This window comes from Lysinibacillus sp. NPDC093190, assembly GCF_050280425.1.
Lineage (GTDB): Bacteria > Bacillota > Bacilli > Bacillales_A > Planococcaceae > Lysinibacillus.
In genome coordinates this window covers 17,209-44,208 of the sequence record NZ_JBNNVG010000015.1, presented here as the reverse complement: position 1 = coordinate 44,208, position 27,000 = coordinate 17,209, and the positions used below count along the sequence as shown (strand labels likewise).

Genomic DNA, 27,000 nt, shown 5'->3' with positions numbered 1-27,000 from the left:
TATGTATGAATATAGACGAATTTTTTAAAGCTGATTTTTGGGAAATGATACTTAGGTCAACCCTTTCCTTCTTTGCGTTACTCATCGTAACCCGATTACTAGGGAAAAAACAGCTTGGACAACTTACATTCTTCCACTATACAACAGGTATCACATTTGGTTCCATTGCTTCTGAAATTGCAGCACAGGCTGAAACACCGTTTTTAGATGGACTTATTGCCCTTATTTGGTGGAGTATCTTAACATATATAATGACCATCATAACCATTAAATCTAAAAAAGCCCGTGTGATTGTAGATGACAAGCCGACAATCCTTATTCAAAATGGAATTATTTTAGAGTCTGCCTTAAAGAAGAATCGTTTGCATATGGATGAATTAGCGATGATGCTAAGGGAACAAGCCGTATTCTCTGTACAAGATGTACAATATGCGTTACTTGAAACTACAGGTAAACTAAGTGTGCTACCAAAGCCTGCTGAACAACCAGCTACAAAACAAGATGTAAAGGCCGATGTTACACCACCAACCTATATACCAACAGAAGTAGCTTCAGATGGGAAGGTTATTTATGAAAACTTAGTTGAACTTGAATTAACTGAAGATTGGCTTATGAAAAAGCTGAAAAAACAAAACGTCCAATCCGTAGAAGATGTTTATTTTGCTCAGGTTCAAGCAAACGGCTCCCTCTATATAAGCATGAAGGATAAAGCAAGACGATCAAGCTCCTAGCAGCTTGTCTCGTCTTGCTTAATCTATTTTTACAATATCTAATGGTGTAACAATGCCGATTAGTTTTTGATGGGGTTTCCCATGCTCCGTTATTAATAAAGCTTCAAAGCGGCGTCCCCGCTCTACGCCTTGTTTAAAAATATCTTCTGCTTCATATATCGTTATGTATCTACTCACAAATTTATAATTCACTCTATTCTTTTCATGCATTAATATATCATGTAAGGTCGGAATCTCCTTAGGTATTTGATCGCCTCCCATCATCGTAGCTAACCAGTTTGTAATTCCTACTGTCGTCACAAGCCCTTTAAATTGATCTTTATGGTATACAGGAAACTGTGTAAATTTACGATGACGTATAACTTTTAAAGCATGTTTCAGTGAATCTCTTTCCTGAAAAACTAGTACTTTTTTATGAAACATTTGACCAACGAGTGTTGGCTTAGCAAGTGTTGCATCTATATATTCAATTCTTTCCACCACGTCTATATGTGGTTCAGCAATGACATATTCTAACGACGTGCGATGATGAACAATGGCATTTCGTAAATCTGCATAAGAGCGCAAGTCGTCTTCGTATTTACGAACTAGTACATCCTTCTTCTTAGCTTGATCGATCAAACGATAAAAAGGCATAAAGTCCTTTGCACCAACAATATCTCTTAACCTGTGATCTATCCGATTAAATGCTATGAGAAAGCGATCGGAATTTTCCGTAGCCAATTTATCCACATCCTCCTACTTATATTTTTATATTTTCCGAGTTATTCGACAAATCCTGAGTTATAGCTACATTATATTCCTAAGTTATGGATATTCCAAGAACAGTTCTTATTATTCTTAGTTCTCCCTCTTCTATTTGAATGTTGACCAAAAAAAATCGAATGAAAAACAAAAGAAGAACGCAAGGTATAAGTAATTAGTTTAGATAAAAAAAACATCAACTCGCTAGGAATCTACCAGGTTGATGCTCTTAAATATGATTAACCATTAAAAAATAAAGTTACTTATGTGTACGAATAGCACTTCAACAGACATGAAATTCTTACTTTAACTAAGTGGCTAAGTACACTATAGTTTTCTATTGGCAGGGTACATTTCCTTTAAATTTTCGTCATCGATGCATTTTTCTTCATTGTCAAAATTCCTATACACACACAAATTATCGAGACAACTAATGTAAGAGATAGACTCCACCAATAATCCGACATCTCCATTGTGCCCCTAATTAATTGAACACCATATACCGGTAATTTCCACGGAGATATTGTCCAAAATGCCCCCACTAAAGAATCCAATATTTGTCCAATAAATATGACAGCGAATGCACATGTTGTTGCGATCACTGTTTTAAACGTCGCGCTCATCATTAATGTCACTGCTATCACAAAGAGTAGCCAAGAAAAATACGTGATAAGACTTGCCACAAGTGGCCCAATCTCAAATGTCCCATAAAGCACGACCGTATAATATATGCTCGCAGCAAAACCAGCTAAAATGCTAATAAAGCCAACAGTACTCACGACGATAAATTTACTTATAAAATAAGCGCCGAACGATATAGGACGGACATACAATAAAGTAGCCATCCCACTTGCTCTTTCTTTACTAATAGCACCTACGAAAGTAGCCATCAATACGAGTAAACCTATCGTTTGAAATTGCCCAATGGAAGCTTGTAATAGGTCAACTGGCATTAATTCCGGCATCAACATTTCAAAGCCTTCTGGTACGTTACCAGCAGCATTTAAAATATCCATCATATAATAGTTTGTTAGTGGATTGCTCATACCGAGCAAAGCAAATACAAGAGGTATCCATAAAAACTTCCAGCTTCGCCAAGCTTCTCTGAATTCCTTTTGCAGAAGCACATTAAATCCTCTCATATTTTTCTCGCCACCTTCATGAAAATCTCTTCAAGTGATGCTGTTTGTCGCTCCAATTTTCGTATTTTATAAGGACAACTGCTTAAATGTTGAATCAGCTCCTGCATACTCGGCTTTTCATCAATAATTTCTATATATACATGACTGCCCTTAGCTTCTCCTATAAGTTCAGATTGACTGGCAAAAAGTTGTGCCTCTTTTTCAGTGCCAAACTCTACAACATAATTTGGTTCATCGAAACGTTGTCGAACTTCACGTAATGTCCCCTGTTCTACTAGCTTTCCATCACGTAAAAACAATAATTGATCTGTCATCTCTTCGGCATCATTTAAAATATGTGTCGAATATAAAATAGTTGTTTCTTGTTGTAAGCCCTTCAATAAATCAAGAACTTCCCTACGACCAACCGGATCCAAAGCAGATACAGGTTCATCTAATAAGAGCAATTTCGGCTTATGCACAATTGCTTGGGAAATACCTAGTCGTTGCCGCATGCCACCAGAAAAAGTAGAAATTTTCTTATTTAAAACATTACCTAGACCTACAAACTCAAGTGTTTTTTGTGCTTCTAACTTTGCTTTTTTTGCAGGTACACCATTTAACTTTGCCGCCATTTCAGTAAACTCTACCGCACTTAGCCAAGGATGGAATTGCGGATATTGTGGCAAGAAACCAATGTTGGCTCTTACATCACCCTCCAGCATTTTTACACTTCCAGAGGTCGGTTTTAATAAGCCTGTTAGCATTGATAATGTCGTTGTTTTACCAGCGCCATTAGGTCCAATTAAAGCTGTCGATGTGTTTTTTTCTAATGTGAACTCGATTCCATCCACAACTACTTTTTCTGCAAATTGCTTTGTCAGTCCTGTTACCTGAAGTAATATCGTCATGATTGTTTTCTCCCAACTATAAAGTACGCAATCGATCCGAGATAACTAGTAAAAATAATAAGAAACACCCATAATATCTTAGGCCCATTAGTGGCATGGATTTTACGCAAGTCGACTAGAGCTACAATCATTAAAATAAATTGAACCACAATTAGCGGTGCTATGACTGCCCAAGGGACTTTCGCTAACTCCTCCATCATACAGATCACCTCATCTTTGTTATATTATTACTATAACAAAAACTGTTCTAATATGTATAGCACAATTTTAATGTATCTGCTTAAAAATGATTGCTAATAGGTGTGTTATTCAACCATTTTAATCCGCTTAAATTAATTTAAAGAAGCTGATTTCCGCTGCGGGCGAGCGTCGAGCCGCTTCCTCCGCTACAATCAGTTAAAAATGGGCATACACTAGCAAAATATCAACAAAAAGAATTCTTTTATCAGTCATAATAAACCTTTATTTTCCTAATCAAAACGCATGAATTATTAATAAAAGTTGGATTCGAAAATAATTCAAATTAAGAAAAGTCTTTGAATCACTTCACAAACGAGGCAGTTTAATAAGTTATCATGGGGTATCATTTGGTATGGTTGTAATAATCGGTTTTATAATATGAGCACAGGGGTGTATATTATTTGGCTGATAAACAAAAAAATCGTGGGTTTCTTTCTTTTATTGGATCGTTTTTTTTGTTACAGTTGATCTTCATTATATTTGAAGGAACTGCTTGGATACCTAATATGAGATATATTGATGGAAAGTTATTTGGAAGAATTGCTGAAACTGCAATTTTTAGTGAGTGGTTTAATTTTTATGAAACACCACACTTCAATGTATTTACTGTCTTTTTTGGTATCGTACTTCTTGTACCTGGAATAATAGGTGCAATCAAAGATATTTTTTCAAGAAAGTCAGTCTCTAATTAATATAATGGCTATTTTACTATATGGGCTTTTTCTTCAACTAAGAAGCAACTCCGTTTTGTTCAATTTTTTTCAAAATGGAGTTGCTCTTTTTCATGCAAAAAAACTAAAGCGCACTCTTGCCACTTTTCTTTGGGGCTGGTAAATTTCCGAATAAAAACCATGCACGCGGGAAAAGAAGTTGTAATGAGCGAATAAATACATAACAGAAAATGACCGTTAAGAAAAATCTTAAGAATACATATAAATGTATATGTGAAGGAACGAGGTCACTCAAAATAGTATCGCTCAATAAATATAAAATACATGGATGGACTAAATAAAACCCAAACGAATAAATTCTTAAATGCTCTGCCAATTCGTTGAGCTTTCGTCCTCCGTGATGGACTAAATAAATACTAATTTTGAATAGTACGAAACATGAGAGAAGCATATAGCTAGTAGATAAAAATTTAAATGCTATGTATGAAATTTCATCATATCCCAATATGCTGCGGAAATAATACAGATTTGTGTAAGCTATGCCTAATAAAAAGGTAAAGGACATCCATACAAAATATTGCATTTTCGACCATTGTTCCTTTAAAGATTGATAATGTAATGCAACCCAGCCACCGAAGAAAAAGCTTGCAATGTATATTGCAAATAAAGGAACGGTAAAGGAAATATCAAACATTTCAAAGTAACTTTGAACAGCTACTTCAACAGCAAAGCCAATGAATAATAAATATTTTTTAAACCACCAAAAGCGTTTTACGAGATATATGAAAAGTGGCATTAAAAAATATAGCTGCACTAAAATTAAAATGAAATATAATTGATAATAGGCTCCCCCCGTAACGATGGAAGTGAGCATTGCCTTCCAACCTGTAAACACTCGAAATCCTTGGTAGTAGGAAAATAGCTCATAAAAAATAGACCAAACGAGGAAAGGTCCTAAAATAAACAAAAATCTACGTTTGTAAAAGTTTGTCCATGTTTGTTTTGTAAAGGGTTTCGATTCGTAATTATAAAACAATGTAAGTCCACTTAAAAATACAAAAACAGCCCCTTCAAAGCGTGTAAAGCGATTTAAAAATAAATAGACAAAATAAGAGGAATTATCATTGGGGATTTTACTCAGTGCAACCCCAGTAGCATGAATTAATATAACAAGTAACATCGCTGTTACTCGCATAAATTTTACTGCGTCAATTCGTTCTTTATTTAAAGGCAATTGAAGAACCTCCCTAGACACAATAATAACTATATATTAACTAGAGCGTCAACTAACCTTATTTTAATGGTTAATTACCATAAATAGGATTTATTCACATTCCGGCTGAGCGCTTCCCCAGGGCGACCGATGAGCCGCTTGGGCCAACACGATGTTGGTCACGAAGGCGTTATCACAGGACGTAAATGCTTTTAGCCTTCGTTCCCCTGTGTGCTCGCTCCAATCAACCTATCCACATGACTTACGTTTTAACATAATGTCATCCAACTTTTTAATTTTATCGGAACACTTTCGGGAATTATCGCCCAACTTTTAATTTTTATCGATAAACTTTCACGTTTTATCACCCAACTTTTAATTTTTATCGACATCCACCTTTCAAAGAGCAAAAAAAGATTCATACACAAAACTGTGTGTGAATCCTTTTACTTTATTATGTCGCCTAGCCTCCACTCCAATCAATTTATATAAACCACAATTGTATAAAAAAACACATATAAATTCGATATATTACCAAATTTATATGTGTTAATGATTAAGCTCTTATATCGCAGCTAGCCATTGTTTATCTGTTTTCTTCCTCTATAAAACCATTAGATCCATCGACTGCTAACGCCATAGCTAAAGCGTAGAATGTGCGGCGTGCTCCGGCACAATTTGGAGATTCTTTATCAGTAGTCGTAAGGTCCGTAGCAGAGCTAACAGTCCCATCTGTATTTGAAGCATCGGCTAATATATCTAAGCGGACTAAATCCCAAAGGCCTGAACGACCGTGCGATGGGAAGGAACTTTGACCATGTAATGCTTGACCAACTTCAAGTTGAAGTTTAATAGCTTCTCCGATTTTATTGTTACTACTTGCAAATCCTTGACCTGTAAATCCAGGATAAACATTGAACAATCCTACCATGGCTTGATTAATCCCCTCACCCTTATTAGGTATTTGCCACGGATTTTTAATCAGTTCGGATGAACCTAACATAGCATTTTCCGGAATGTACATACCCCAATATTTAGCTTGGCTAAACAATTTATTGATTAAAGTATTTTTGATAGTTGAATAGTTTGTAAATATGTCTTGGTAGGTATTAATCATCTGAGATACCATAACTCCAGAATCTGAATCAAAATTTGGAACAAGATTGTACCATGATGAAGCTGTTGGATTTTCGATCAAGCTTGCAAAGATTTGTAAGAATGTTATTGCAAATGTATTATATGCCGGAGAATCAAATCGAGCACGTAGCATACTATTTGCTAAGTTTACTTCGGAAAATCCATGAACCGGAAGGACTCTTCTAGCAGATAATGCACCGTTAAAGGGCTCTTGTTGGAAACACCCTTTAGAAGCATTAGCAACTGAAGTATTGGAACCCCAATGAGTATAGCTAAGAACATCTCTGATTGCGTTTTTCATGTTATAGGCAGGATTTAATGAAGCGCCAGTCTCATTAACTTTTACATCATAAACATGTGCTGCCATCCATAAAGCAATTGCATTTAGCGAGGCATTAAGAATAAATCGCTGATTTTTAGTGTTGAAAAAGGAATGGTGATCTATATAATCTCTAGCACTTGTTCCTGGTTGAATACCAGCAAAAGAAACTTGTCCTGAACTATCAAGAACTGTTGGCATCTCTAAGTAATCTTTTTGAGGATCGGTGGATAAATCTGCAGTAGTTATCCAGTATCCAATTTGCCCCGAATATGGTCCAGTTGCAAAACGATACGCTTTTTCTGAGTCATTGTATGTCCAAGCAGACGGAGTACGATGATACATTAAAGCATGATATTCTTTAGAATTTAATACTTCATTAGCAAAATAATCTCTGTATCGCACTAACAACTCATCCACATTAGAAAGTGATACATCGCTTTGAGATTCATCTAACTTCTTAAGCATCGCTACACCAAGATAAATAAAGCCAGCTAATGGATTGATTGTCGGAAAATTATATGTTCTTTCCAAAAGTTTAGGAATAACAGTATTAACCATCTCCTTGTAAACTGCATCACGCTCGCCAACTAGTGCCTTTTGTTGGGCGAACTGGGCACAGAACATCATTAATTGTCCAACACCTTGTTGATATGTGGAAGCATCACTTGTACCATTTAATAAATGATTTTGGAAAAATTTTCGCACTCGTGGATATCGGCCTTTATCCTTCTTATAAGGATGGTTTACAGATACCTGCTCAGTAGACAATAGAAAAGCTTCAGCAAAAGCTTGAGCCTCTTGTAAGGGTGTAAATGTAGTCAATTGAATCACTCCTAAATTTGTATTTTTAACTTACAAAAATTAAAGTGAATTATATTTTGAAAAATAAACCAATTTATTATTTTTTCACAGGACGTGAAGGTTTTAGCCTTCGTTCCCCTATTGGCTCGTCCAATCACCTATCCACAAGACATACGTTTTAACATAATGTCATCCAACTTTTAATTTTTATCGACATCAACCCTTCAAAGAGCAAAAAAAGATTAATTCATTAACTAAAAAGAAGATGAACCAAAGTTGAAAAAAACTTTTGGTACATCTTCTCATTTATTTGTATAGCTTCTGCAAAGCATCTGCCATTTTTGGACGAATTGTTACTTGTGGACGGGCGTTCTTTACGGCCTCTTCCGCTTCCTCTAGAGAATTGGCCGTGCCAAGCTCCATTAATACAGCAGTGGCTGCCACTCCTGCGCGACCTCCCCCGCTTCCGCAATGGAAGTACACTTTCTGCCCATTCTCATAGGCAGAAACAATTTCTTTCGCAACCTTTTGAATAGATGGTGCAACTGCTATGTCCTCATCAGCAATTGGCATGTGCTTGTACACATATGAAGCCTCTTCCTGCTCTTCATTAGATAAGCCATTTACTCGAACATCAATCACGATATCAACCGTTTCTTGTTCAAAAGCTGAATCTGCATCTTTCGCACCGCCAAAGAATAATCGATCCTTCACTAATACATCGTAATTTTTCTCCATTGTAAGCACGCTCCAAACGACTATTTAAGTAAATGCTTAATATCATTATAATATGGAAGAGCTGTTAATGCTCCTGCTTTAGTGGCTGCTAAAGCACCTAGCTTATTACCAAAGCTTACACAACGAACAAGTTCTTCTTCCGTTGTAGGTAAACCATTGTAATGAACATCGCGTAATACACCAGCCATAAATGCATCTCCAGCACCTGTAGTATCTACTGGCACAACCTTTTCTGTTGGTACATGGATAACCTCACCATTTAATACTGCATAAGTGCCATTTTCCCCTACTGTTACTAAAATAATAGGTACTAAATAACTGTTTAACTGCTCAATGCCCTCTTCCAAGCTAGTTGTTTCTGTCAGGAAAAATAATTCTTCATCAGTAACCTTTAAAATATCAACGTGCTCAAAAAATGACGTGATCGTTTCACGACAAACCTGCTCACTGCTCCAGCGTAGAGGACGAATATTCGCATCCATTGCTATAATTGCCCCTTTTTCCTTTGCCATCTCTACAACAGCACGTGTTGTATCAAGGGCTGTAGGGTGGAACATTGTACCCGAGCACACAGTTAAAGCAGATGCATTTTTAAAAGCTGCTTCATTTAATTGTGTTGTTTCTACTTGTAAATCTGGCGTCTCATCGACATAATCCTTAAAAATTCGCTCACATGCTTCTGTTAAATGTACATAGACACCGCTAACACGCTTCGCAGGGTTAAATACTGCATAATCCAGGCTTACCCCTTCTTGTGCAAGGCCATCTCGAACAAACTGGGAGCCTTCGTCATCTCCTGTGATTGTAATTAATGCAGATGGAGCACCGATACGGCTAATTCCCGCAGCAACATTTACCGTTGCACCACCCATATATTTAGTAAAAGATGTGTTTGTTACATCATCTGCGATATAGTCAATAAAAGCATCTCCATAAACTAAAATATAATCCTTATCTTCCTTTGTCATTGTTGTCCTCCCGAAACTCTAGTCATTATAGATTAACACGAAATCTGATATCGTATAAAGTTTTAAACTTTCGGAAAAATAATCAATTATGCCTTGGCATAATTGCGTCTGGAATCGGCTTTGTGCTTAGGCCTGCACGATGCAGGTCAGTTAGCCGTTATCGCATGGATGCGATGGTTTTAGGCTAACATCCTCTAAGCACTCCTTTCCGATTTCATGACATCCGCTGAAAGAAGGTAAAGATGCCTTGAGAATTCACTATTTTCTCAAAAACTTGAGTCATCCTCTATCTTTGTTATACTTGCCTATAGAAAGGTAGGGATTTTGACAATGAGTATTACAATTCGACAAGCGCAACCACAGGATGCCCATGCCGTTGTACCACTAATTATTGATGCGATTGGTGATATTGCCAACCGTTTAACAGGTGAACAAACAGCGAAAGCCGTTGAACAAGAACTTACTGTACTATTCAAGCGTGAGGACAATCGACATTCCTATTTAAATACTTTTGTTGCTGCTGAGAATGAGCAAGTATTAGGAATTCTTGTTTACTATAATGGTGTCGAAGCCATTCACATGGATGCAAATCTCGTAAAATGGCTTGAAGAAAAAAATGCGCCATCCATCATCATCGATCAAGAAGCTCATGAAGATGAATATTATATTGATACTATTTGTGTAGCACCAGAAGCTCGTGGTAAAGGAATAGGAACATTATTACTGCAATTTGCCATAGAGGAAACACGAAAACGTGGCTTTACAAAATTATCATTAAATGTTGAAACACAAAAAGAGGACGCTCGTCGCCTTTATGAACGCATGGGCTTTGTCATTACAGAGCCATGGTCCATAATCGATGAACCATTTCATCATATGGTGAAGCAATTTTAGGAAGTGAAACAAAAAACATGAAGAAAAATTTATTTTATCCTCTTTTGATTGTCATTGCTTCTAGTAGCTACGGAATACTATCGACAATTGTCAAAGTAGCTATGCAGCATGGCTTTACAACAGGAGAGGCAGTATCAAGTCAATATATTATTGGCTTTATGCTTATTGCAACTATTTTTATTGTGACACAAAGGCAATTACCGAAGCTTTCTAAAAAGGGACTGCTTATTTTGGTTTATGCCGGGATATTTACCGGTACTACAGGGATTGTATACGGAGAATCATTAAAGTATCTACCAGCCTCTCTTGCAGTAGTAATGCTTTTCCAATTCACGTGGATAGGCTTATTAATAGATTGCGCACTTCATAAACGCTTACCAAGTCGGACTGAAGTGATTTCAATCATTGTATTATTTGCTGGAACTATTTTAGCTGCTGGCGTACTAAATGTAGATTTAAGCGGCATTGCTATTCAAGGTTGGCTACTAGGTTTTGCTGCTGCCTTTACTTTTGCTTGCTTTATCCAATTTAACTCTCGTCACGTGGATGGTATTACAACTACATCGCGCGTGTTGATCGTTTCCTTTGTCGCCCTTATTGTGATTAGTATTTTCCTAAATCCTGAAGTTCTTTGGAACGGCAAATTATTTGCCGGTGGTTTATGGAAATTCGGACTAGCATTAGGGCTCTTCGGTATTATTTTGCCAATTTATTTATTCTCTATAGCTGTTCCGAAAGTGGGAGGAGCTCTCGCTTCTATTTTAAGTGCTATGGAGTTGCCTGTTGCCGTAACCGTTTCAGTTATTGTTCTCCATGAACCATTAACTTCTTTACAAATAGCGGGTATTATTTTGGTTATTGTCGGTATGATGCTACCGACAATACTTTCGCAGCGACGACAAAAGGATAAATCTTTAGAACCTATCAGTAAGTAAATACTTTAATCTAAATTAGAAAGGGGGATGTATCATATTTTTTTGATACATCTCCCTTATTTCTGTATGAATTTTTATAAACCAAGCGCTCGATACATAAACGCTGTAAATTGTGCGCGTGTTAAGTTTTCATTTGGTCTAAAATTGCCGTTTTCATCGCCTAGTGCAATGTTATGGTCTGCTAGAGCGGCAATATATCCACTCGCCCAGTGTGATGACTCAACATCCTTGAACGTACTATTGCCTTCTGGCGTTAAGCCAAATGCAAGCACCATTATTTTTGCCATTTGGGCACGCGTTATATAAGCGTTTGGTCGAAATGCCCCGTCTGAACCATCCACGATACCCGCTCGTTGTAGTCGTGTGATTTGTTCATAATATACATGACTTTTTGGTACATCCGAAAATGATGCAGCCTCTCGAATTGGTGTTGGTTGTAATGCACGGTCAATCATAAGTACCACATGTTGACGTTGAGCCAAATCGTTTGGTCGGAAAGTGCCATCTGGATAACCTTTAATAATGCATCGACTAGCAACTTCTTGAATCATATCTTTCGCCCAGTTATTGTCAATATCCTTAACACGTGTTCTCGTCGTAAGCCCGAAATACAAAAATAAGTAGTGCACCTTCTCGGTACGCACGACGAATGGCCAGCTATCTGAGTTTTTTTCAGATAGCTGGCTATTTTGAACATGTGGCTTGGATATTTTTCGACCAAGGCATGTAATCTTGTAAGATCTCTGGCTGTTGTTGAATCGGTAAATTTGGTAGCTCAGTTAATAGCTTCACAAGGTACTGATAGAAATCAATGCCGTTTGTTTTGGCTGTTTCTGCTAAACTCAAACAGATGGCATTTGCTTTAGCACCGGCTTCGCTAACAGAAAAAGCCAGTTATTGCGACCGATTACATTTGGGCGAATCGCATTTTCGGCTGGATTATTATCCATCTCAATTCGGCCATCGAACAGAAAAGCTTTTAATCCATATATACGATTTAATGTGTATTCGGTAGCTTTAGCTAAGGCATTCTTTCCGAAGAAAGGCGATTCATCCACCCATTTTAAGAATTTCTCTACAATCGGCTTTGAATATTTTTGCCGGAATGAATTTTTCTTCTTCACGCGCAATCGTTGTACCAGCTCCTTCATGATCATTTGGATGATGCGCTCATCTGCGCCATTGAAGAAGGAGATTTCAATACCAATTGTTTTAATGATACAGCTTGGTTCAGTGGAAACTTGCGTTGAATTGATAAAAGAATGGGGAAAAGTAAGAAAAATGAAATTACTTATAGGATAACTTTTTGCTTTAACACTAACAGGTTGATTTGGAGAAAATTATGATGTGGATGTTCCAACTGCCCATTTATACCTTGGTATTGGAAGTGTACAATAGAAGCCAATATCAGTTGGTAAATGAAAAGTGAGAACATCCATGAAACAATAGAGGATGTTCAGGAATTTGGATTATCTCAGGATGAAATAATAGTTTCTGCAAATCAAGAAGCCACTTTAGATTTTAAAGAAAATGAAAAAATGGTGGAGATATTTGGACAGACCCAGAGATTACAGCCGTTCTAATAAATAATGAGAAACAAATTGAAATTGAAATAAAGTTACAGCTCAACAAATTATAAAAGACCAGGTACCCGCCCTTTAAATGAGCACCTAATCTAGCCCTAACATATTTGCGAAATCAGTAAGTTTTGAACCCTTGCTATTCCGCCAAAGCAATAAGGTAAACGGTTAAAAGTAAAAAAGTAAATCCCCCTAAAACCATTGAAACATTATGGTTTTAGGGGGAAAAGTGAAGGGTTTCACATTGTAAGATGTATTCTTGTAAATAGACTATATTTTTATTTTTTTAATTGGTCATATAGTTGATCCATTGCCATTGAGTTCCCAAGAGCTGAATAGTCTAACCAAGGTTGATCTGAAACAACAAAAATTTGGCCCTTTTGAACAGCTTTTAGAGATTTCCATATAGATGATTCAGCAAGTTCTTTGTATACTTTTTCAGCTTCTTCGTTGCTATTTACTACAACAAATATAATATCTGCATCGTAATCACCAATAACTTCTTTTGATATCACTTGATAAGGCTCTTCTGTACCCATTTCTGTAATTCCTGTAGCAGGTTCAAGATTTAAGTCTTTAAATAATATTGGGCCCATTGGTCGTGCTGTTGAGAAAACACGTAATTCTTTATCTGTAACACGGATTGCCATTGCTGTTGCATCTTCACCATATTGTTTAGTAAGTAAAGATTTTACTTCCTCCGTTTTCTTTTCGTAATCTGCAATAAATTGTTTCGCTGATTCTTCTTTTTTGAATTTTTCTCCAAGTAATGTTAAATGATCACGCCATGTTCCTTCATCTAAGTTATATAGTTGAACGGGTGCAATTTTTTTGTAGTGTTCTAAATTCGCTGCTGCAAATTCTTCATCTGCAACGATAACATCTGGTTCGGAGGAAAGTAATGATTCCATATCAACATCTTTTGCAGGGCCATATTTTGTAGCTTCTGTTAAGTATGGAGCTGCTTGTGGTAAAAAATCACCTAATGAACCGCCAACTACAGAACCAACGGGGGTAATATCTAGGGCAATTAAGTCATTTGTTAAGTGAATTGATAAAGAGCCAATACGTTGTTCTTCAACTACTTTCGTTGTTGAATTAGATGTTGTTGATTCTTCATTTCCACAAGCACCTAAAACTGCTGTTAATAGAGCTAAAGTTACTGGTAAATACCATTTTTTCATATTGTTATACACTCCTGTTGTTTTTTAATAGTAAATAAATAAAATAAGGTCCTCCAATGAAGGATACCAATATACCTGCTGGGATTGGGTTTGCTTCAAATAGAGAACGACCAATCGTATCAGAAAGTAGTAAAATGCCAGCGCCAATCAATGCAGATAAAGGTAGGTTGAGGCGATAGTCACTGCCAACTAATTGACGTGCCAAATGTGGCGCTAAAAGTCCTAAAAAGCTAATATTACCTACGATGGCTACTGAAACGCTTGATAACACCACAGCCAATATCAATGCGCTATTTTTTGTGCGCTTTACATTAATTCCCGTTGTTTGAGCGAATGCCTCTCCAACTTGTAAAAGGTTTAATCGATGCGCTAAGTGATAGGCAAGAAAACTAAATAGAGCAACCCATGGAATTAAAATAGAAACATGAATCCAATGACGCCCCCAAATATTCCCAAGTAACCAACTAGCTGCAAAAGAATAAGTATCTTTACTTAAACGTAATGATAAAAATAGCGTTATTGCATTAAAAAGTGCCGATACAGCAATACCAATTAAAATCAATTTATTTGTATTGATACCGCCATTTTTTGATTTTGCTAAATAAACAATCAAAACGGCGGCCAAAGCACCACCTGAAAAGGCGAATAAAGGTATTAAAATTTCAGCATATAAAAATTTTTGACTGAAAAAGCTCATGAATATAATTAATCCACATGAAGCACCCGCATGGAGACCTAATAAACCAGTATCCGCTAAATGGTTGCCCGTATAGGATTGGAGTAATGATCCTGCCACAGCGATACCAGCACCACCGACTAATGCCATCAAGATGCGGGGTAATCGATACTCAAATAATACGAGTATACTATTATCCTGCCCCTGACCAAATAGGTTATTCACCACTTCTGGTAAAGAAAGTTGATAGCTTCCTGTGTTAATTGAAAAGAAAAATGTTAGAAAAATGAATATCAAAGTGATCGAGATGTATAAAAGAAATGGAATTCTTCGCTTTGGTGCCATTTAAGTTCCCTCCAGTTTCTTCGCGACAACTAGAAAAAATGGCACACCAATAAAGGCAATTAATATTCCTAATGCAAGCTCTTTAGGTGCAAAAATTATTCGAGCTGATAAATCAGCGATTACTACAAGTGTACTCCCTAATAAAGCGCTTACTGGAATATTCCAACGGTAATCATGTCCAACAAATTTACGTGAAAGATGAGGGATAATTAGTCCAACAAAACTAATAGAACCAGCGACTGCAACTCCAACACCACCAAGTAAAACGATAACCCCCATACTTGTGAATAGTAAGAACTTAATGTTAATACCTAAACTCGATGCCATTTCTTGTCCTGTACTTAAAATCGTTAATTGCTTACCAAGTAATGTTGCAATAATGATGGATACGATAACGATAGTAATCAATAAAGGAAGTTGCCTCCACGTAACACCAGCAACTCCACCTGCATACCAAAAAGCCAATTCTTGATTCAAATCAAAATAAATGGCAATACCAGAACTAATTGCATGTAGAAATGCAGCAATCACTGCCCCAGCAATTGTAAATGTTAAAGGGGAAAGATTCCCACGAGCGACTATACCGATTGAAAAGACAAGGAAGGTCGATAGTGCGGCCCCGATGAATGAAAAGAACGTAAGCCAACCGTAGGAAATCGCTGGATAAAATGCAAAACAGATAGTCACAAGAAGTACTGCCCCACCGTTGATTCCTAAAATGCCTATATCAGCAAGGGGATTACGTGTGATTGCTTGAATTACTGTACCAGCGACTGCGAAAGCAGCTCCAACAAATACAGCCCCTAACACTCGTGGTAATCGAACTTCATAAATGATCTGATGTAAGTTATCCTCTGAGTTGTATTGGAAAATGGATGTCCACACTGTGATAAAGGGAATATTTTTAGCCCCTATACTGATTGCAAAAATAATGGAAGCAAAACAGATAATTAAAAGTACGAATATCGTGATCCATTTGTGCCAAATTGTCATCTCATCACCTCTTATAAACTAGTGTCGTAAGATAGACAAATTGGTTTTTTAGTATAAGGATCTTCACTAATGACAGCATCTATTTGAAAAACCCGCTTTAAATTATCAGTAGTCATCACTTCATCAACGGTTCCAGCTTTTACGATTTGACCAGAATTCATTGAAATCATATAGTCTGAATATCTAGCTGCTAAATTTAAATCATGTAGTACCATAACAATTGTACGATTTTCTTCCACATTCAATTGTTTAAGAAGTTTCATTAAATCAAGTTGATGTGCAAGGTCCAAATAGGTTGTGGGCTCATCTAAATAAATAATGTCCGTTTGCTGAGCTAATGCTAAAGCGACCCAAACGCGTTGACGTTGCCCACCCGACAATGAATCAACAATAGAATTTTCTACGTCATTTAACTTGGTCTTGGAGATTGCCCAGTTAATAATTTCTTGATCTTGAGAGCTTAAAATACCGAAATTCCCTTGATGGGGATACCTTCCGTAAGCAATAAGTTCACGTACTGAAATGTTAGAAGGTGCAATCTGAGACTGCGGAAGTAATGCCATTTTTTTCGCCAAATCTTTTGTTTTATATGAGGTTAAAGCTTGTCCATCTAATAAAATTTGACCTTTGGAATAAGGCAATATTTTTGTTAGAGCCTTTAATAAAGTTGATTTCCCACAACCATTCGGTCCAATAATTGTTGAAATACTATTATCTGGAATATGTAATAATAGGTCTCTAAGAATAATATTTTTATCATATTTTACTTCGATGTCGTGTGCAGAAATTCGAAACAATTTGTTAGTCTCCTTTTACTGAGAATGATTATCGTTATCGAATTGTATTCTATTTGCATTTTAAAGTCAATATAGCATTAAAAAATAAATTATTTAAATATAAGTTAAATTAAACATCGTTTATTCATTTTCATCCACTTATAAAAGCGTTTAAATATAGCTAAGAAAGGTACATTCAGTTTATTCTGCTCTGAACTCTATTCTATTCTTTTCCTTCTAGAACCCCAAAAAACACCATTCATAAGTGGAATGGTGTTCAAGAAATAGTTGTTTAAGTGGGAAGATGTTTATGAAGAGTTCAGTGAATTAACTAAATCAGAGCAAATGGCGTTATTTAATGCGATGAGACAAGACCTGTTTCCAGACGAACCCGATAAAATTACTAAACTTCTTAAAAGCATTCGTGAAGCCCGATTTGCTTCTGGTTTGGGATGTGTACATTGCGGAAGCACTTCTGTAAAACGAAATGGTAAATATCGTTCAAGACAAAGCTATCTTTGTAATGATTGTGAAAAGTCTTTCAATGATATGACAAATACACCATTTTCAGGTTCCCGCTACCCTAAGAAGTGGGTAAAATACATTGAATTAATGGTAGAAGGCTATACACTGCCAAAAATCGCTGAACGCTTTAGAATACACATTTCCACTGCGTTTTATTGGAGACTTAAAATCTTAAACGCATTAGAAAGTCTTGGCTTTAATCAACTGCAAGGAATAGTCAAAAGTGATGAAACCTTCTTTCGTGAGTCTATGAAAGGGCGAGAAATCACCCATAGAAAGGCCAAGAAGCGTGGAGAAAAAGACAAAAAGAGAGGGATTTCTAACCTTAAAATTGCTGTTGTAGTTGCACAAGACCGTAATGGTAGTGTGATTGCACGAAAAGCAGGAACGGGTCGTGTAAGAGCCGAAGAAATTGACACTGTGATAGGTGAGTATATTCACCCGTCTGCTTTGTTATGCACTGATACGGCAACGAATTATAAAAAGTTCGCTAAGATAAAAGGATTACAACACGAAACAGTCAATAAGCGACAAAAACAGCGTGTAAAGAAGGGAATTTACCACATTCAACACGTTAATAACTTTCATAATCGCTTGAAAAAGTGGATGGAGCATTTTCAAGGAGTTGCGACAAAATATTTGGACAACTACCTATACTGATTCCGTTTGCTTGATTTGGGGAAAAATATGGCATTTGAGAATCGAGTCGAACAAATGCTTATTTCAGCTTGTCAAAAATCAAATATCACTACTGTTGAAATGCTTAGAAAAATACGCTTCTGAAGATGAAATTCAAATTATCTTTCAACAAGACGGTGTTTTTAAAATTAGTAATGATACTACGCTTACAGACATTTCCAGAATACGGAAACCTTTTTATGTTGGAGAAAGTTCTCGTGACAAGAACTTTTCAGGTACTGGGCTTGGACTTGCTACTGTTAAAAGCCTTGCTGAACAATTAGGGTATAAAACTCAAGCAACGCTATCTAACGGTAAAATCATTTTTAAAATTGGATTTTGTAAATCATGATTCATGGATGTGCATTAATTAAAATTTTTCGAGCCTTAAAATTAATTGATAACAGTTGTTGAACTAATAAATATAACAATATACATTAACAATGTTGCATTTTTTAGTCTAAAAACAAATCATCGCAATATTGTTTTTTATTAAGTAGTTGTATCTTTAAATACATGTATTTAAAGAAATAAGCCTAATAAACTTTGAATAAATTAATAAAAAGTCTTGATAAATCCTTGATTATAAGAAAATGCACTCTCTCCTATCGTTATCACGCCTGATGGTATTTCTACACTTGTTAATTGATTTTGAGCAAATGCACTCTCTCCTATCGTTATCACACTTGACGGTATTGATACACCTGCGAGTCGTTTATTAGCAAATGCTCTGTATCCTATTTCTATAACTGGTTTACCATTGAATTCACTAGGAATTACGATATCTGATTTATCGCCTTGATAACCTATAATGGCAACACCATTGCCTACATCATTCGTTAAGTATTCATCTTGATTATCCTCTATAGTATCTCCCTCATTATTTTTCTCAAAGTTGGTACTATCCTCACTACTGTCCGCCTCATCATTATTCTGCGCAACAATATTCTCACTAATATGACTTAGATAGACAAATAAATCATTTATCCAAGAACGATTAAAAGGCTTAAACCACTGGGATACAGGGCTTAAGCCTTAAAGCATTTTTTAGTCTTTTCATTTTCTACTTGGTAGGGAACAGATCACAATTGAACTAAATGGATACCGTCTCTTCTTAAAGATTTTTGTAAAAAAAGTGAAGCCCTTTACACATAAAATATGTGGGGCTTCACTCTAGCAATATTAAAGCTGGTATACTAACGACTCCTATTAAAGAAACACTTTTTCTCTTAATTTATTATTTTTTATCATGTTGATCTTCTTGTATTTTACTTTTTGTATTATCAATAATCGTTAACAAAATCGGTATGAAAATCAAAATAATAATCCCAATAGCTTGTACGATTAAAACCCAAGTTTGTTGCGAAATTCTATCTAATAATAAAAACAAAATGACTATGATTAAATACAAAATAACACGTTTGTTTTTAATTAATTTATTAGTTATCCACCCTATCTCAATTAAAGTGCTATAAACAAAATAACAGCTTACGCCATGCTATTGCTCATTCCAAATGCTTTACAACCTTCATAAACAGCATTCTCTATTGTTTCAGTAAAGTGATCAATTGTTTGATTATTACCATTTCAATTTTGGATATAGTTCATTAATTTTCATACCGTCTATCGTGGCCTTTTCAAAGAGTTCTTCATATCCATTAAATTCTTGGGCGTAGTGGTCTCTAGTTCTTGACAGAAACGATTTATCACCATTATGTCATTTTTATAATCAAAATTAAATTCTTCCCCTATTGCGATGAGGCTTTTAAACTCTTCGAATTCTTCTTTTGTCATTTTAGCATCCTCTATTCTCTATAGATTTTAATAGTTTTTAACTTTTTGGCCGTTTACCCAATCATGTATGTGGCACTTTGGGATTAGCCGATCGCATCATTAATCTAAATCCGGAGCCTACCAAAACCCGATAAACCCCTTTACTTAATTAAAATTTTATTAATGTCCATATTTTAAAGCGTAGCATGCTTTTCAAAATCACCAAAATCAACTTTTGTTCACTTTCCTACATATTTTAATATCTATTCTTAAAAACTTAAATTCTCCCTATTTTAAAGAGTTTTCGACTTTAGTGAAACGCCATCGCTATCTAGTATTTACTTAGTTATGATGAATCTAATGATAATTTTTTAATTATTCTAACATTAATATCGAGTTTTAGGATTATACTGATAGTATGTAAGTTTTTTCACTATTAGGAAGGGGGAAGATTATGCAGAAAACACGTATTTTCAGTTTTTTACTTGTGCTGATGCTTCTTGTCTTAGCTGCTTGTAGTGGTGACAAAGCTTCTACAAAAGATGCAAAAGATAGCGACAAAACGTCCAGTTCTGAAATGACTGATGTAGCAGCTAAGCCATCTGGAAAGCTTGTTATCTATACAGGGCGCGATGAAGAAATGGTGCAAAAGGTAATCGATCAGTTTAATGAAAAGTACCCGGACATTGAAGTGGAATTTTTAACGATGGGCGCACAGCAAATTTTAGAACGCCTACGTGGTGAAAAAGCAAATCCTCAGGCTGATTTTTGGTGGGGCGGTACGCAATCTGCACTAACTGTAGGCGCCAATGAAGATTTGCTTCAAGCTTGGAAGCCTAGCTTTAACGACTCCATTGATGCGGCTTATAAAGATCCAGATGGTCGTTGGTTTGGCGAAATGTTACTACCAGAGGTCATTATGATTAACAAGGATGTATTAACAAAAGAAACGGGTCCACAAGATTGGGATGATTTATTAGATCCAAAATGGAAGGATAAAATATTAATTCGTGGTGTGTTAGCATCTGGAACGATGCGTACTATCTATTCATCTATGATTTTACGTCAAGGAGCAGATTCACCTGAGAAGGGCTACGATTGGTTATTAAAATTAGATGCCAACACGAAGGAATATACACAAGATCCAAATGCACTTTATTTAAAGATGACACGACAAGAAGGCAGTGTTTCTTTATGGAATTTGCAAGATATTTTATTAAAGAAATATACGACTGATTATCCGTTTGATTATATTTATCCGAAAAGTGGTGCACCGATTTTAGTTGATGGTGTTGCAGTTATCAACAATGCTAAAAACTTAGAAAATGCAAAGCTCTTCGTCGAATTCTTATTTGAAAAAGGTATGGTGACTCAACTAGCAAACGATTACTATCAAATTCCTACTCGCTCAGATATCGATAAAGCGGCAATGCCGGAGTGGTATAAAGACTTAGATTTAAAAACGTTTGATATAGATTGGCAGCTCATGACTGAGAAAGAAGCTGAATGGATGGAGCATTGGGATAACAATATTAAAGGGCGAGGAAAAAAGTGACCGATTAATAAGTAATTCATAAAAAATCTACGAATATTGTTCATGTTTTTAAGCCTCGAGTATATTTTGCTCGAGGCTTCATGCAACTAATTTTCTAAAGAGAAAGGAGCATTTTACTTGAAAAGTGTCAAAATAGAAAATGTCTCTAAGAAATTCGGTCAAATTCATGGCGTAAAAGATTTAGATCTTCATATTAAAGCTGGTGAATTTTTCACGTTCCTCGGTCCAAGTGGTTGTGGAAAAACGACAACGCTAAGGATGATAGCCGGATTTTATTACCCAAGCGAAGGGAAAATTCTTTTTGATGATTCTGATGTGACAAGGCTTCAACCTAATAAACGAAACATCGGTATGGTGTTTCAAAATTATGCCCTCTTTCCACATATGACGGTAGACGAAAATATCTCCTTTGGATTACAAGTACGAAAATTTTCGAAGGCGGAGATCAAGCAAAAGGTTGACCGTATTAGAGGGCTTGTACATTTATCGCAATATGGGAATCGGAAAATTAATGAATTATCTGGTGGGCAGCAGCAACGGGTTGCATTGGCAAGAGCACTTGTGATTGAGCCTGACATTTTATTACTCGACGAGCCATTGTCGAATTTAGATGCTAAATTACGCGAAGAAACGCGCGTTGAAATAAAACGTATTCAATCTGAGCTCGGTGTTACAACCATTTATGTTACGCATGATCAAATGGAAGCTATGTCCATGTCCGATCGGATAATGGTCATGGAAAATGGGAACGTCAGACAAATCGGTACTCCGCAAGAGATTTATAATCGACCTTCAAACCGCTTCGTAGCAGATTTTATTGGTGAGACAAACTTAATTGAGGCGACCATCGATGCTGTTAACGGTAACGATATACACGTAAAAACAGCGAATGGACTTGTTCTCACTGGGCGAAAGCAACAAAGCTCCTCCACTTTAACGCATATGATTGGAGACAAAGTGTTTATTTCTATTCGCCCTGAATCCATTAATCAAGGTACTGGTGAAAACACATTAACAGGTAAAATCACTTTTGTTGAATTTACAGGAATTAGTGTGAACTACATTGTGGAATGTCTAGATTTTTCACTAAAAGTAATGATTATTAATATGAACGGTCAATTTAAAAAAATCGGTGAAGAAATCACTTTAAATATAGCCCAAGATTCACTGTATTTTTTAGGGGAATAGGAGGGTACTAACATGGAAAAAACACACCTCAAACCTTCTGAAGGAAATGCCTGGACACGACTAACTAGCTCAAATTGGTTTGTCTATATTTTAGTTACACCTTTATTTTTAGTGTTGTTTGCCTATGTAGTATACCCGTTCTATCAAACTTTTAAAGAAAGCTTTTCTGGTGCTGACGCGCTATCTAATTATAAAAACTTTTTTAATATAGCTAGCCCAGCAAATTTAGAGGCATTGTGGACTAGTATATATATATCCGTTATCAGCGTTATTTGCTGTGCAATCGTCGGTGTAACTATGGCATTTCTACTGGAACGCTATGATTTCCCCGGCAGACGGATACTCTCTGTTTTAGTATTGATACCCATGGCTCTTCCGCCGTTAGTAGGTGTGCTGTCCTTTACATTTTTATATGGAGAGAGTGGTATTTTCCCACGTGCGTTTCAGCACCTATTCGGTTTAGAGCAAGTACCTTTTTCATTAAAAGGCATATGGGGGGTTATCGTAGTACATACATTCACGATGTACACTTACTTCTACTTAACCGCCTCAGCAGCTATAAAAGGTCTTGATCCCGCTTTAGAAGAAGCCGCAACTAGCTTAGGTGCCGGGCGTATTCGGGTATGGACAAAGGTTATTTTGCCCATGTTGACACCCTCGATTGTTGCCTCATCCTTACTCGTATTTATGATATCTATGGCATCCTACACTGCACCTTTAATGTTCGGTGTCGAACGCACGATGACAATGCAAATCTATTTATCACGTACGAATGGAAATTTAGATATGGCAGCGACACAATCTATGATTTTATCCTTTGTGTCCATTACCTTTTTAATTGTTATGCGCTGGTATCAAAACCGCCGAAATTATCAAAATCTCAGTAAAGGTATTAGTGTTCATCGATCCGAAGTGTCTTCAAAAAGCATGAAAATAATGGCGACTATTGCATCTTTCACAGGTACATTAATTTTAATTTTGCCGATTTTAGTGCTTATATTAATTTCATTTTCCGTTGATGGTGCATGGAAAACACAAGTTCTTCCAACAGACTATACATTGGATCATTATCAAGCACTTTTTACAGATGAACGGACGTGGCGACCGATTTGGAATTCCATTCGAATGGGGCTCATTGCAACACTCGGCAATATCATTTTCGGTGTTGCGGCAGCCTATGCTATGGTACGGTTAAACTTTAAAGGTAAAACATTACTCGATATTTTAATCATGGTTCCATGGGCATTGCCAGGGACAGTTGTAGCTGTCAATTTGATCGCAGCTTTTAGTACGGAAAATATATTCGCCTTTAATCAGGTTCTTATCGGGACGTTCTGGATTTTGCCGTTAGCTTATTTTATTAGACATTTACCTCTTGTTTTCCGATCGACATCAGCATCACTTGTGCAATTAGATCAATCTATCGAAGAAGCATCACGAAGTTTAGGTGCAACATGGTGGTATTCATTTAGACGTATTGTCCTACCACTTACATTTACGGGCATTTTGGCAGGTACGTTACTAGCACTTGTTCAAAGCTTTGGCGAATTCGTAGCGTCTATCCTTATTTACAGTACGTCGACAATCCCATTATCAGTGGCAATATTCCAAAAATTGTATTCTTTCAAATTTGGAACTGCTTGTGCATATGGCGTCTTACAAATTTGTTTAATTTTAATTGTACTTATTATTTCCGAGAAGTTATCTAAAGGCAGTGCTGGTTCGGCCATATAACTGCCAATCTACTAGGAGGCAATTAATATGTTTGAAGATTTCCGCAACAAAACCCAGCAAGAAGATGGGATGAACTTCCCGTCTAATATTTATCGTAAAATTGTCTTACAGCCGGCTTACGATGAAGCCAAGAAAAACTTTTTAACAATTATGCTACAAATCAATATTGCACACTTGAAAATGTTGGAAGAACAGGGTCTAGTAAAAAAAGAAGAAGCTAAAGAAATTGGTACTGCTTTAAAAAAACTAGACTTGAACTATTATCGTATAGAGGATTACAGCCCGCGATATGAGGATTTGTTTTTCCGCATCGAAAATAAATTAATAGAGCTTGCTGGCGATGTTGCTGGGAATCTTCACATTGGTAGAAGTCGTAATGATATGGGTATTGCCATTTATCGCATGACTTTAAGAAAAAAATTGTTGTTGCTTATGCAAGAATTACTGACATTACGAGATGATTTAATCGCAGCTGCTGAGGAGCACGTCGATACGATTATGATTGGCTATACACATACGCAGCAAGCACAGCCTACGACCTTTGCGCATTATTTGAAAGCTGTTATCGATCAACTTGAACGAGATTTTGAACGTTTACAGCATGTCTACAAAACGGTGAATCGCAGTAGTATGGGAGCTGCGGCATTAACGACAACAGGCTTCAATATTAATCGAGAGCGCATGCGTGAGTTATTGGCATTCGATGATATTATTGAAAATGCGTGGGATGCTGTTGCTGGTGCAGATTATATTGCAGAAGCAGCGAGTATTGTTCAGCTTGCGGCACTTAATCTCGGCCGCACATCCCAAGATTTTTTATTATGGGCTACACAGGAATTCAATGCATTTACGCTAGCAAGCCCGTACGTGCAAGTTAGCTCTATCATGCCACAAAAGCGCAACCCTGTTTCGATCGAGCATACGCGTTCATTGCTCTCAGCGGTTGTTGGTGATGCTAGTACAGTATTACAAATGGTACATAATACACCTTTTGGAGATATCGTAGACACAGAGGATGATATGCAACCATATTTATGGCGCGCCATTGACCGTTTAATAGGTATTTATAAACTATTTGGTTCACTTGTTGTCACGATGGATGTAAACAAGAAAAAACTAAGAAGTCGAGCAGAAAATAGTTTTGCCAATGTGACAGAGCTTGCCGATACGCTAGTGCGCTCGGAAGGTATTTCATTCCGCCAAGCACATAGTATAGTTAGTAAATGTATTAAAGTATTGCTCTCTCATGGTGAGGAGTCTCTAGCAAGTCTTACATGGGGTCTTACCAATACACAATCTAAATTAATTACTGGTAAACCATTAAAAATTTCCGAGGAAGATTTTTATAACACATTAAAACCAGAGACTTTCGTTGCTGTACGTACATTACCTGGTGGTCCGGCACCCGTAACGATGAAAGCATCACTTGAACGCTCCAAGGAAAATACTCATAACCTTTATGAGTGGATTCGTTTGAAGGAGTCTATGATTATTGAAGCAGAAAAACAATTAACAGTGTATATAGAGGAATGGAATCAATGATGGTATGGCTACTTATTATTGACGGTGGTGCTACAAAAACGGCATGTGCGCTCGTACATGCCGAGTCTGGTGAAATAAAATATACAACATCAACAAGTGGCTCGAATTATCAAGCAATCGGTGCTAAGTCTGCTACAGAAATATTGCAAGCATTATTAGCAAATGTGAAGGATTTTTTGCAACAGCAAGATGACGCAAATATTGCTGTTGCTACCTTTGCAATGGCTGGGATTGATTCTCCCAAAGATCATGAAACTGTATCGGCAATCGTTCATAGTGCCATATCTGCAATACAGTTAAAAATAGATACGCTTATTATAGAAAATGATGCACAAGCCACTTTACTTGGTGTTACTGCTGGACAGGCAGGCGCATTACTCATTGCTGGAACAGGGGCCATTGCGTACGCATTTGATGGTACACAAATAGTACGTGCAGGTGGTTGGGGGCATCGCGCAGGAGATGAAGGCAGTGGCTATTGGTTAGGGCAAGAAGTCATACGTGCCATTTTCCATATGGAAGACGGACGCGGTGAGCCGACCATATTAAAAAATGCTGTCTATGATTACTTAAGGATCCAAGATGTTACAGAGTTAGCTACATGGCTGTTCCATCCATCCTACACGAATGCGCAGCTTGCAAAAATGGGCGCATTTTTAGCAGCTGCCGTGGCCAAAAAGGATTCATGTGCCATTCAAATATCAATGCGTGCTGCCCATGAATTAGTGCTCCTTGCTTGCGCCGTGTTGAAAAAAGTTGACTATCAAGGCGAAGCATTTAGCCTTTATTGTAATGGTGGTGCTATTAAGCATAATCCATTAATTTTTAAAATTTTTTCACAGGAAATGAAATCGGTGTATCCACAAATTGAAGTTTCTCTATGTCAGCATCAACCAATCTATTATCTTATGGAACGAACAAAAAGGGCCTATGACAGTTTGTAATGTCATAGGCCCTTCATGTTGTTGAAAAACTATTATATTCAATGAAATCAGGGTATCCATTTCTCTTCTGCAAAACGAGTG

26 protein-coding genes and 2 pseudogenes are annotated in these 27,000 nt (G+C 36.7%); 12 read left to right on the top strand and 16 right to left on the bottom strand.

Going from position 1 to position 27,000, the window contains the following annotated elements; all coding sequences use genetic code 11:
- Positions 1–5 precede the first annotated feature (5 nt).
- A complete protein-coding gene (locus ACQKOF_RS13210) occupies positions 6–731 on the top strand; it encodes a DUF421 domain-containing protein (RefSeq protein WP_427557634.1) in 726 nt (241 codons plus the stop codon).
- Between the two features lie 18 nt (positions 732–749).
- Here ACQKOF_RS13210 and ACQKOF_RS13205 read toward each other — a convergent pair whose 3' ends face one another.
- The 4 genes from ACQKOF_RS13205 to ACQKOF_RS13190 form a co-directional block, all read right to left on the bottom strand.
- Entirely contained in the window at positions 750–1,454 is a 705-nt protein-coding gene (locus tag ACQKOF_RS13205) for a CBS domain-containing protein (RefSeq protein ID WP_427557632.1), read from the bottom strand.
- Between the two features lie 380 nt (positions 1,455–1,834).
- The gene (locus ACQKOF_RS13200) at positions 1,835–2,617 is read right to left on the bottom strand and encodes an ABC transporter permease (protein WP_427557629.1); all 783 of its coding nucleotides are present in this window, start codon (positions 2,615–2,617) and stop codon (positions 1,835–1,837) included.
- Positions 2,614–3,507 carry an ATP-binding cassette domain-containing protein gene (locus tag ACQKOF_RS13195; RefSeq protein ID WP_427557627.1) on the bottom strand — a complete coding sequence of 298 codons (894 nt, stop codon included), beginning with the start codon at positions 3,505–3,507 and terminating at the stop codon, positions 2,614–2,616. Before ACQKOF_RS13195 ends, ACQKOF_RS13200 begins: the two co-directional genes overlap by 4 nt.
- The gene (locus tag ACQKOF_RS13190; protein WP_049663636.1) at positions 3,504–3,707 is read right to left on the bottom strand and encodes a PLDc N-terminal domain-containing protein; all 204 of its coding nucleotides are present in this window, start codon (positions 3,705–3,707) and stop codon (positions 3,504–3,506) included. The genes ACQKOF_RS13195 and ACQKOF_RS13190 overlap by 4 nt, the downstream gene beginning before the upstream one ends.
- Positions 3,708–4,148: 441 nt before the next feature.
- Here ACQKOF_RS13190 and ACQKOF_RS13185 point away from each other — a divergent pair, with 441 nt between their 5' ends.
- The gene (locus ACQKOF_RS13185) at positions 4,149–4,439 is read left to right on the top strand and encodes a YfzA family protein (RefSeq protein WP_427557625.1); all 291 of its coding nucleotides are present in this window, start codon (positions 4,149–4,151) and stop codon (positions 4,437–4,439) included.
- 103 nt (positions 4,440–4,542) lie between these two features.
- On the opposite strand, the gene ACQKOF_RS13180 is transcribed toward ACQKOF_RS13185, so the two are convergent.
- From ACQKOF_RS13180 to ACQKOF_RS13165, 4 genes are all read right to left on the bottom strand, one after another.
- Positions 4,543–5,652 (bottom strand): acyltransferase, encoded by a 1,110-nt coding sequence (locus ACQKOF_RS13180; protein ID WP_427557622.1) that lies wholly within the window; start codon positions 5,650–5,652, stop codon positions 4,543–4,545.
- 565 nt (positions 5,653–6,217) lie between these two features.
- On the bottom strand, positions 6,218–7,912 hold the full coding sequence (locus ACQKOF_RS13175) for a hypothetical protein (protein WP_427557619.1): 1,695 nt from the start codon (positions 7,910–7,912) through the stop codon (positions 6,218–6,220).
- A 285-nt stretch (positions 7,913–8,197) separates the two neighbouring features.
- On the bottom strand, positions 8,198–8,629 hold the full coding sequence (locus ACQKOF_RS13170) for a protein-tyrosine phosphatase family protein (protein ID WP_427557616.1): 432 nt from the start codon (positions 8,627–8,629) through the stop codon (positions 8,198–8,200).
- Positions 8,630–8,649: 20 nt separating this feature from the next.
- Positions 8,650–9,597, bottom strand: a complete 948-nt coding sequence (locus tag ACQKOF_RS13165; protein ID WP_427557613.1) for a carbohydrate kinase family protein — start codon at positions 9,595–9,597, stop codon at positions 8,650–8,652.
- Positions 9,598–9,927: 330 nt separating this feature from the next.
- Here ACQKOF_RS13165 and ACQKOF_RS13160 point away from each other — a divergent pair, with 330 nt between their 5' ends.
- Together ACQKOF_RS13160 and ACQKOF_RS13155 are read left to right on the top strand one after the other, a co-directional pair.
- A complete protein-coding gene (locus tag ACQKOF_RS13160; protein WP_427557610.1) occupies positions 9,928–10,491 on the top strand; it encodes a GNAT family N-acetyltransferase in 564 nt (187 codons plus the stop codon).
- A 17-nt stretch (positions 10,492–10,508) separates the two neighbouring features.
- A complete protein-coding gene (locus ACQKOF_RS13155; protein ID WP_427557608.1) occupies positions 10,509–11,426 on the top strand; it encodes an EamA family transporter in 918 nt (305 codons plus the stop codon).
- A gap of 74 nt (positions 11,427–11,500) precedes the next feature.
- Here the strand turns inward: ACQKOF_RS13155 and ACQKOF_RS13150 are convergent, their stop codons facing one another.
- Positions 11,501–12,040, bottom strand: a complete 540-nt coding sequence (locus ACQKOF_RS13150; RefSeq protein WP_427557605.1) for an S-layer homology domain-containing protein — start codon at positions 12,038–12,040, stop codon at positions 11,501–11,503.
- A 70-nt stretch (positions 12,041–12,110) separates the two neighbouring features.
- Positions 12,111–12,535 (bottom strand): annotated as a pseudogene (locus ACQKOF_RS13145) (IS66 family transposase); the annotation flags it as partial.
- A gap of 309 nt (positions 12,536–12,844) precedes the next feature.
- On the opposite strand from ACQKOF_RS13145, the gene ACQKOF_RS13140 reads away from it, so the two are divergent.
- Positions 12,845–13,009, top strand: a complete 165-nt coding sequence (locus ACQKOF_RS13140; RefSeq protein ID WP_427557603.1) for a hypothetical protein — start codon at positions 12,845–12,847, stop codon at positions 13,007–13,009.
- A 275-nt stretch (positions 13,010–13,284) separates the two neighbouring features.
- Here the strand turns inward: ACQKOF_RS13140 and ACQKOF_RS13135 are convergent, their stop codons facing one another.
- Genes ACQKOF_RS13135 through ACQKOF_RS13120 form a run of 4 tightly spaced genes read right to left on the bottom strand, consistent with a single transcriptional unit; the run spans position 13,285 to position 17,001 of the window.
- Entirely contained in the window at positions 13,285–14,190 is a 906-nt protein-coding gene (locus tag ACQKOF_RS13135) for an ABC transporter substrate-binding protein (protein WP_427557600.1), read from the bottom strand.
- Between the two features lie 4 nt (positions 14,191–14,194).
- A complete protein-coding gene (locus tag ACQKOF_RS13130) occupies positions 14,195–15,211 on the bottom strand; it encodes a FecCD family ABC transporter permease (protein WP_427557597.1) in 1,017 nt (338 codons plus the stop codon).
- Entirely contained in the window at positions 15,212–16,204 is a 993-nt protein-coding gene (locus ACQKOF_RS13125) for a FecCD family ABC transporter permease (RefSeq protein ID WP_427557594.1), read from the bottom strand. It abuts the gene before it with no gap.
- Positions 16,205–16,215: 11 nt separating this feature from the next.
- Positions 16,216–17,001 (bottom strand): ABC transporter ATP-binding protein, encoded by a 786-nt coding sequence (locus tag ACQKOF_RS13120; protein WP_323657614.1) that lies wholly within the window; start codon positions 16,999–17,001, stop codon positions 16,216–16,218.
- A 324-nt stretch (positions 17,002–17,325) separates the two neighbouring features.
- Here ACQKOF_RS13120 and ACQKOF_RS13115 point away from each other — a divergent pair.
- A pseudogene (locus ACQKOF_RS13115) lies at positions 17,326–18,288 on the top strand (IS1595 family transposase).
- Positions 18,200–18,535, top strand: a complete 336-nt coding sequence (locus ACQKOF_RS13110; RefSeq protein WP_427557592.1) for an ATP-binding protein — start codon at positions 18,200–18,202, stop codon at positions 18,533–18,535. Before ACQKOF_RS13115 ends, ACQKOF_RS13110 begins: the two are co-directional and overlap by 89 nt.
- A 203-nt stretch (positions 18,536–18,738) precedes the next feature.
- Here the strand turns inward: ACQKOF_RS13110 and ACQKOF_RS13105 are convergent, their stop codons facing one another.
- Both ACQKOF_RS13105 and ACQKOF_RS13100 read right to left on the bottom strand, forming a co-directional pair.
- Complete coding sequence (locus ACQKOF_RS13105; protein ID WP_427557773.1) at positions 18,739–18,924, bottom strand: leucine-rich repeat protein; 186 nt, start codon at positions 18,922–18,924, stop codon at positions 18,739–18,741.
- A gap of 882 nt (positions 18,925–19,806) precedes the next feature.
- Complete coding sequence (locus ACQKOF_RS13100) at positions 19,807–19,977, bottom strand: hypothetical protein (RefSeq protein WP_427557589.1); 171 nt, start codon at positions 19,975–19,977, stop codon at positions 19,807–19,809.
- Positions 19,978–20,410: 433 nt separating this feature from the next.
- On the opposite strand from ACQKOF_RS13100, the gene ACQKOF_RS13095 reads away from it, so the two are divergent.
- The 5 genes from ACQKOF_RS13095 to ACQKOF_RS13075 all read left to right on the top strand — a co-directional run bounded on the left by ACQKOF_RS13095 (position 20,411) and on the right by ACQKOF_RS13075 (position 26,919).
- A complete protein-coding gene (locus tag ACQKOF_RS13095; protein ID WP_427557587.1) occupies positions 20,411–21,511 on the top strand; it encodes an extracellular solute-binding protein in 1,101 nt (366 codons plus the stop codon).
- Positions 21,512–21,628: 117 nt separating this feature from the next.
- Entirely contained in the window at positions 21,629–22,699 is a 1,071-nt protein-coding gene (locus ACQKOF_RS13090) for an ABC transporter ATP-binding protein (RefSeq protein WP_427557584.1), read from the top strand.
- Between the two features lie 12 nt (positions 22,700–22,711).
- Positions 22,712–24,433 carry an ABC transporter permease gene (locus ACQKOF_RS13085; RefSeq protein WP_427557582.1) on the top strand — a complete coding sequence of 574 codons (1,722 nt, stop codon included), beginning with the start codon at positions 22,712–22,714 and terminating at the stop codon, positions 24,431–24,433.
- A 27-nt stretch (positions 24,434–24,460) separates the two neighbouring features.
- The gene (argH, locus tag ACQKOF_RS13080) at positions 24,461–25,975 is read left to right on the top strand and encodes an argininosuccinate lyase (protein WP_370045375.1); all 1,515 of its coding nucleotides are present in this window, start codon (positions 24,461–24,463) and stop codon (positions 25,973–25,975) included.
- Positions 25,972–26,919 carry an N-acetylglucosamine kinase gene (locus ACQKOF_RS13075; protein WP_427557578.1) on the top strand — a complete coding sequence of 316 codons (948 nt, stop codon included), beginning with the start codon at positions 25,972–25,974 and terminating at the stop codon, positions 26,917–26,919. Before argH ends, ACQKOF_RS13075 begins: the two co-directional genes overlap by 4 nt.
- Positions 26,920–27,000 lie beyond the last annotated feature (81 nt).

Excerpts from the sequence above, each read along its gene's own strand:
- ACQKOF_RS13085 (WP_427557582.1), top strand. The coding sequence starts at position 22,712 with ATGGAAAAAACACACCTCAAACCTTCTGAAGGAAATGCCTGGACACGA.
- ACQKOF_RS13130 (WP_427557597.1), bottom strand. The coding sequence starts at position 15,211 with ATGGCACCAAAGCGAAGAATTCCATTTCTTTTATACATCTCGATCACT.
- ACQKOF_RS13075 (WP_427557578.1), top strand. The coding sequence starts at position 25,972 with ATGATGGTATGGCTACTTATTATTGACGGTGGTGCTACAAAAACGGCA.
- ACQKOF_RS13190 (WP_049663636.1), bottom strand. The coding sequence starts at position 3,707 with ATGATGGAGGAGTTAGCGAAAGTCCCTTGGGCAGTCATAGCACCGCTA.
- ACQKOF_RS13155 (WP_427557608.1), top strand. The coding sequence starts at position 10,509 with ATGAAGAAAAATTTATTTTATCCTCTTTTGATTGTCATTGCTTCTAGT.
- ACQKOF_RS13095 (WP_427557587.1), top strand. The coding sequence starts at position 20,411 with ATGCAGAAAACACGTATTTTCAGTTTTTTACTTGTGCTGATGCTTCTT.
- ACQKOF_RS13135 (WP_427557600.1), bottom strand. The coding sequence starts at position 14,190 with ATGAAAAAATGGTATTTACCAGTAACTTTAGCTCTATTAACAGCAGTT.
- ACQKOF_RS13140 (WP_427557603.1), top strand. The coding sequence starts at position 12,845 with ATGAAAAGTGAGAACATCCATGAAACAATAGAGGATGTTCAGGAATTT.
- ACQKOF_RS13170 (WP_427557616.1), bottom strand. The coding sequence starts at position 8,629 with ATGGAGAAAAATTACGATGTATTAGTGAAGGATCGATTATTCTTTGGC.
- ACQKOF_RS13125 (WP_427557594.1), bottom strand. The coding sequence starts at position 16,204 with ATGACAATTTGGCACAAATGGATCACGATATTCGTACTTTTAATTATC.
- ACQKOF_RS13165 (WP_427557613.1), bottom strand. The coding sequence starts at position 9,597 with ATGACAAAGGAAGATAAGGATTATATTTTAGTTTATGGAGATGCTTTT.
- ACQKOF_RS13100 (WP_427557589.1), bottom strand. The coding sequence starts at position 19,977 with ATGACAAAAGAAGAATTCGAAGAGTTTAAAAGCCTCATCGCAATAGGG.
- ACQKOF_RS13200 (WP_427557629.1), bottom strand. The coding sequence starts at position 2,617 with ATGAGAGGATTTAATGTGCTTCTGCAAAAGGAATTCAGAGAAGCTTGG.
- ACQKOF_RS13210 (WP_427557634.1), top strand. The coding sequence starts at position 6 with ATGAATATAGACGAATTTTTTAAAGCTGATTTTTGGGAAATGATACTT.
- ACQKOF_RS13160 (WP_427557610.1), top strand. The coding sequence starts at position 9,928 with ATGAGTATTACAATTCGACAAGCGCAACCACAGGATGCCCATGCCGTT.
- ACQKOF_RS13195 (WP_427557627.1), bottom strand. The coding sequence starts at position 3,507 with ATGACGATATTACTTCAGGTAACAGGACTGACAAAGCAATTTGCAGAA.
- argH (WP_370045375.1), top strand. The coding sequence starts at position 24,461 with ATGTTTGAAGATTTCCGCAACAAAACCCAGCAAGAAGATGGGATGAAC.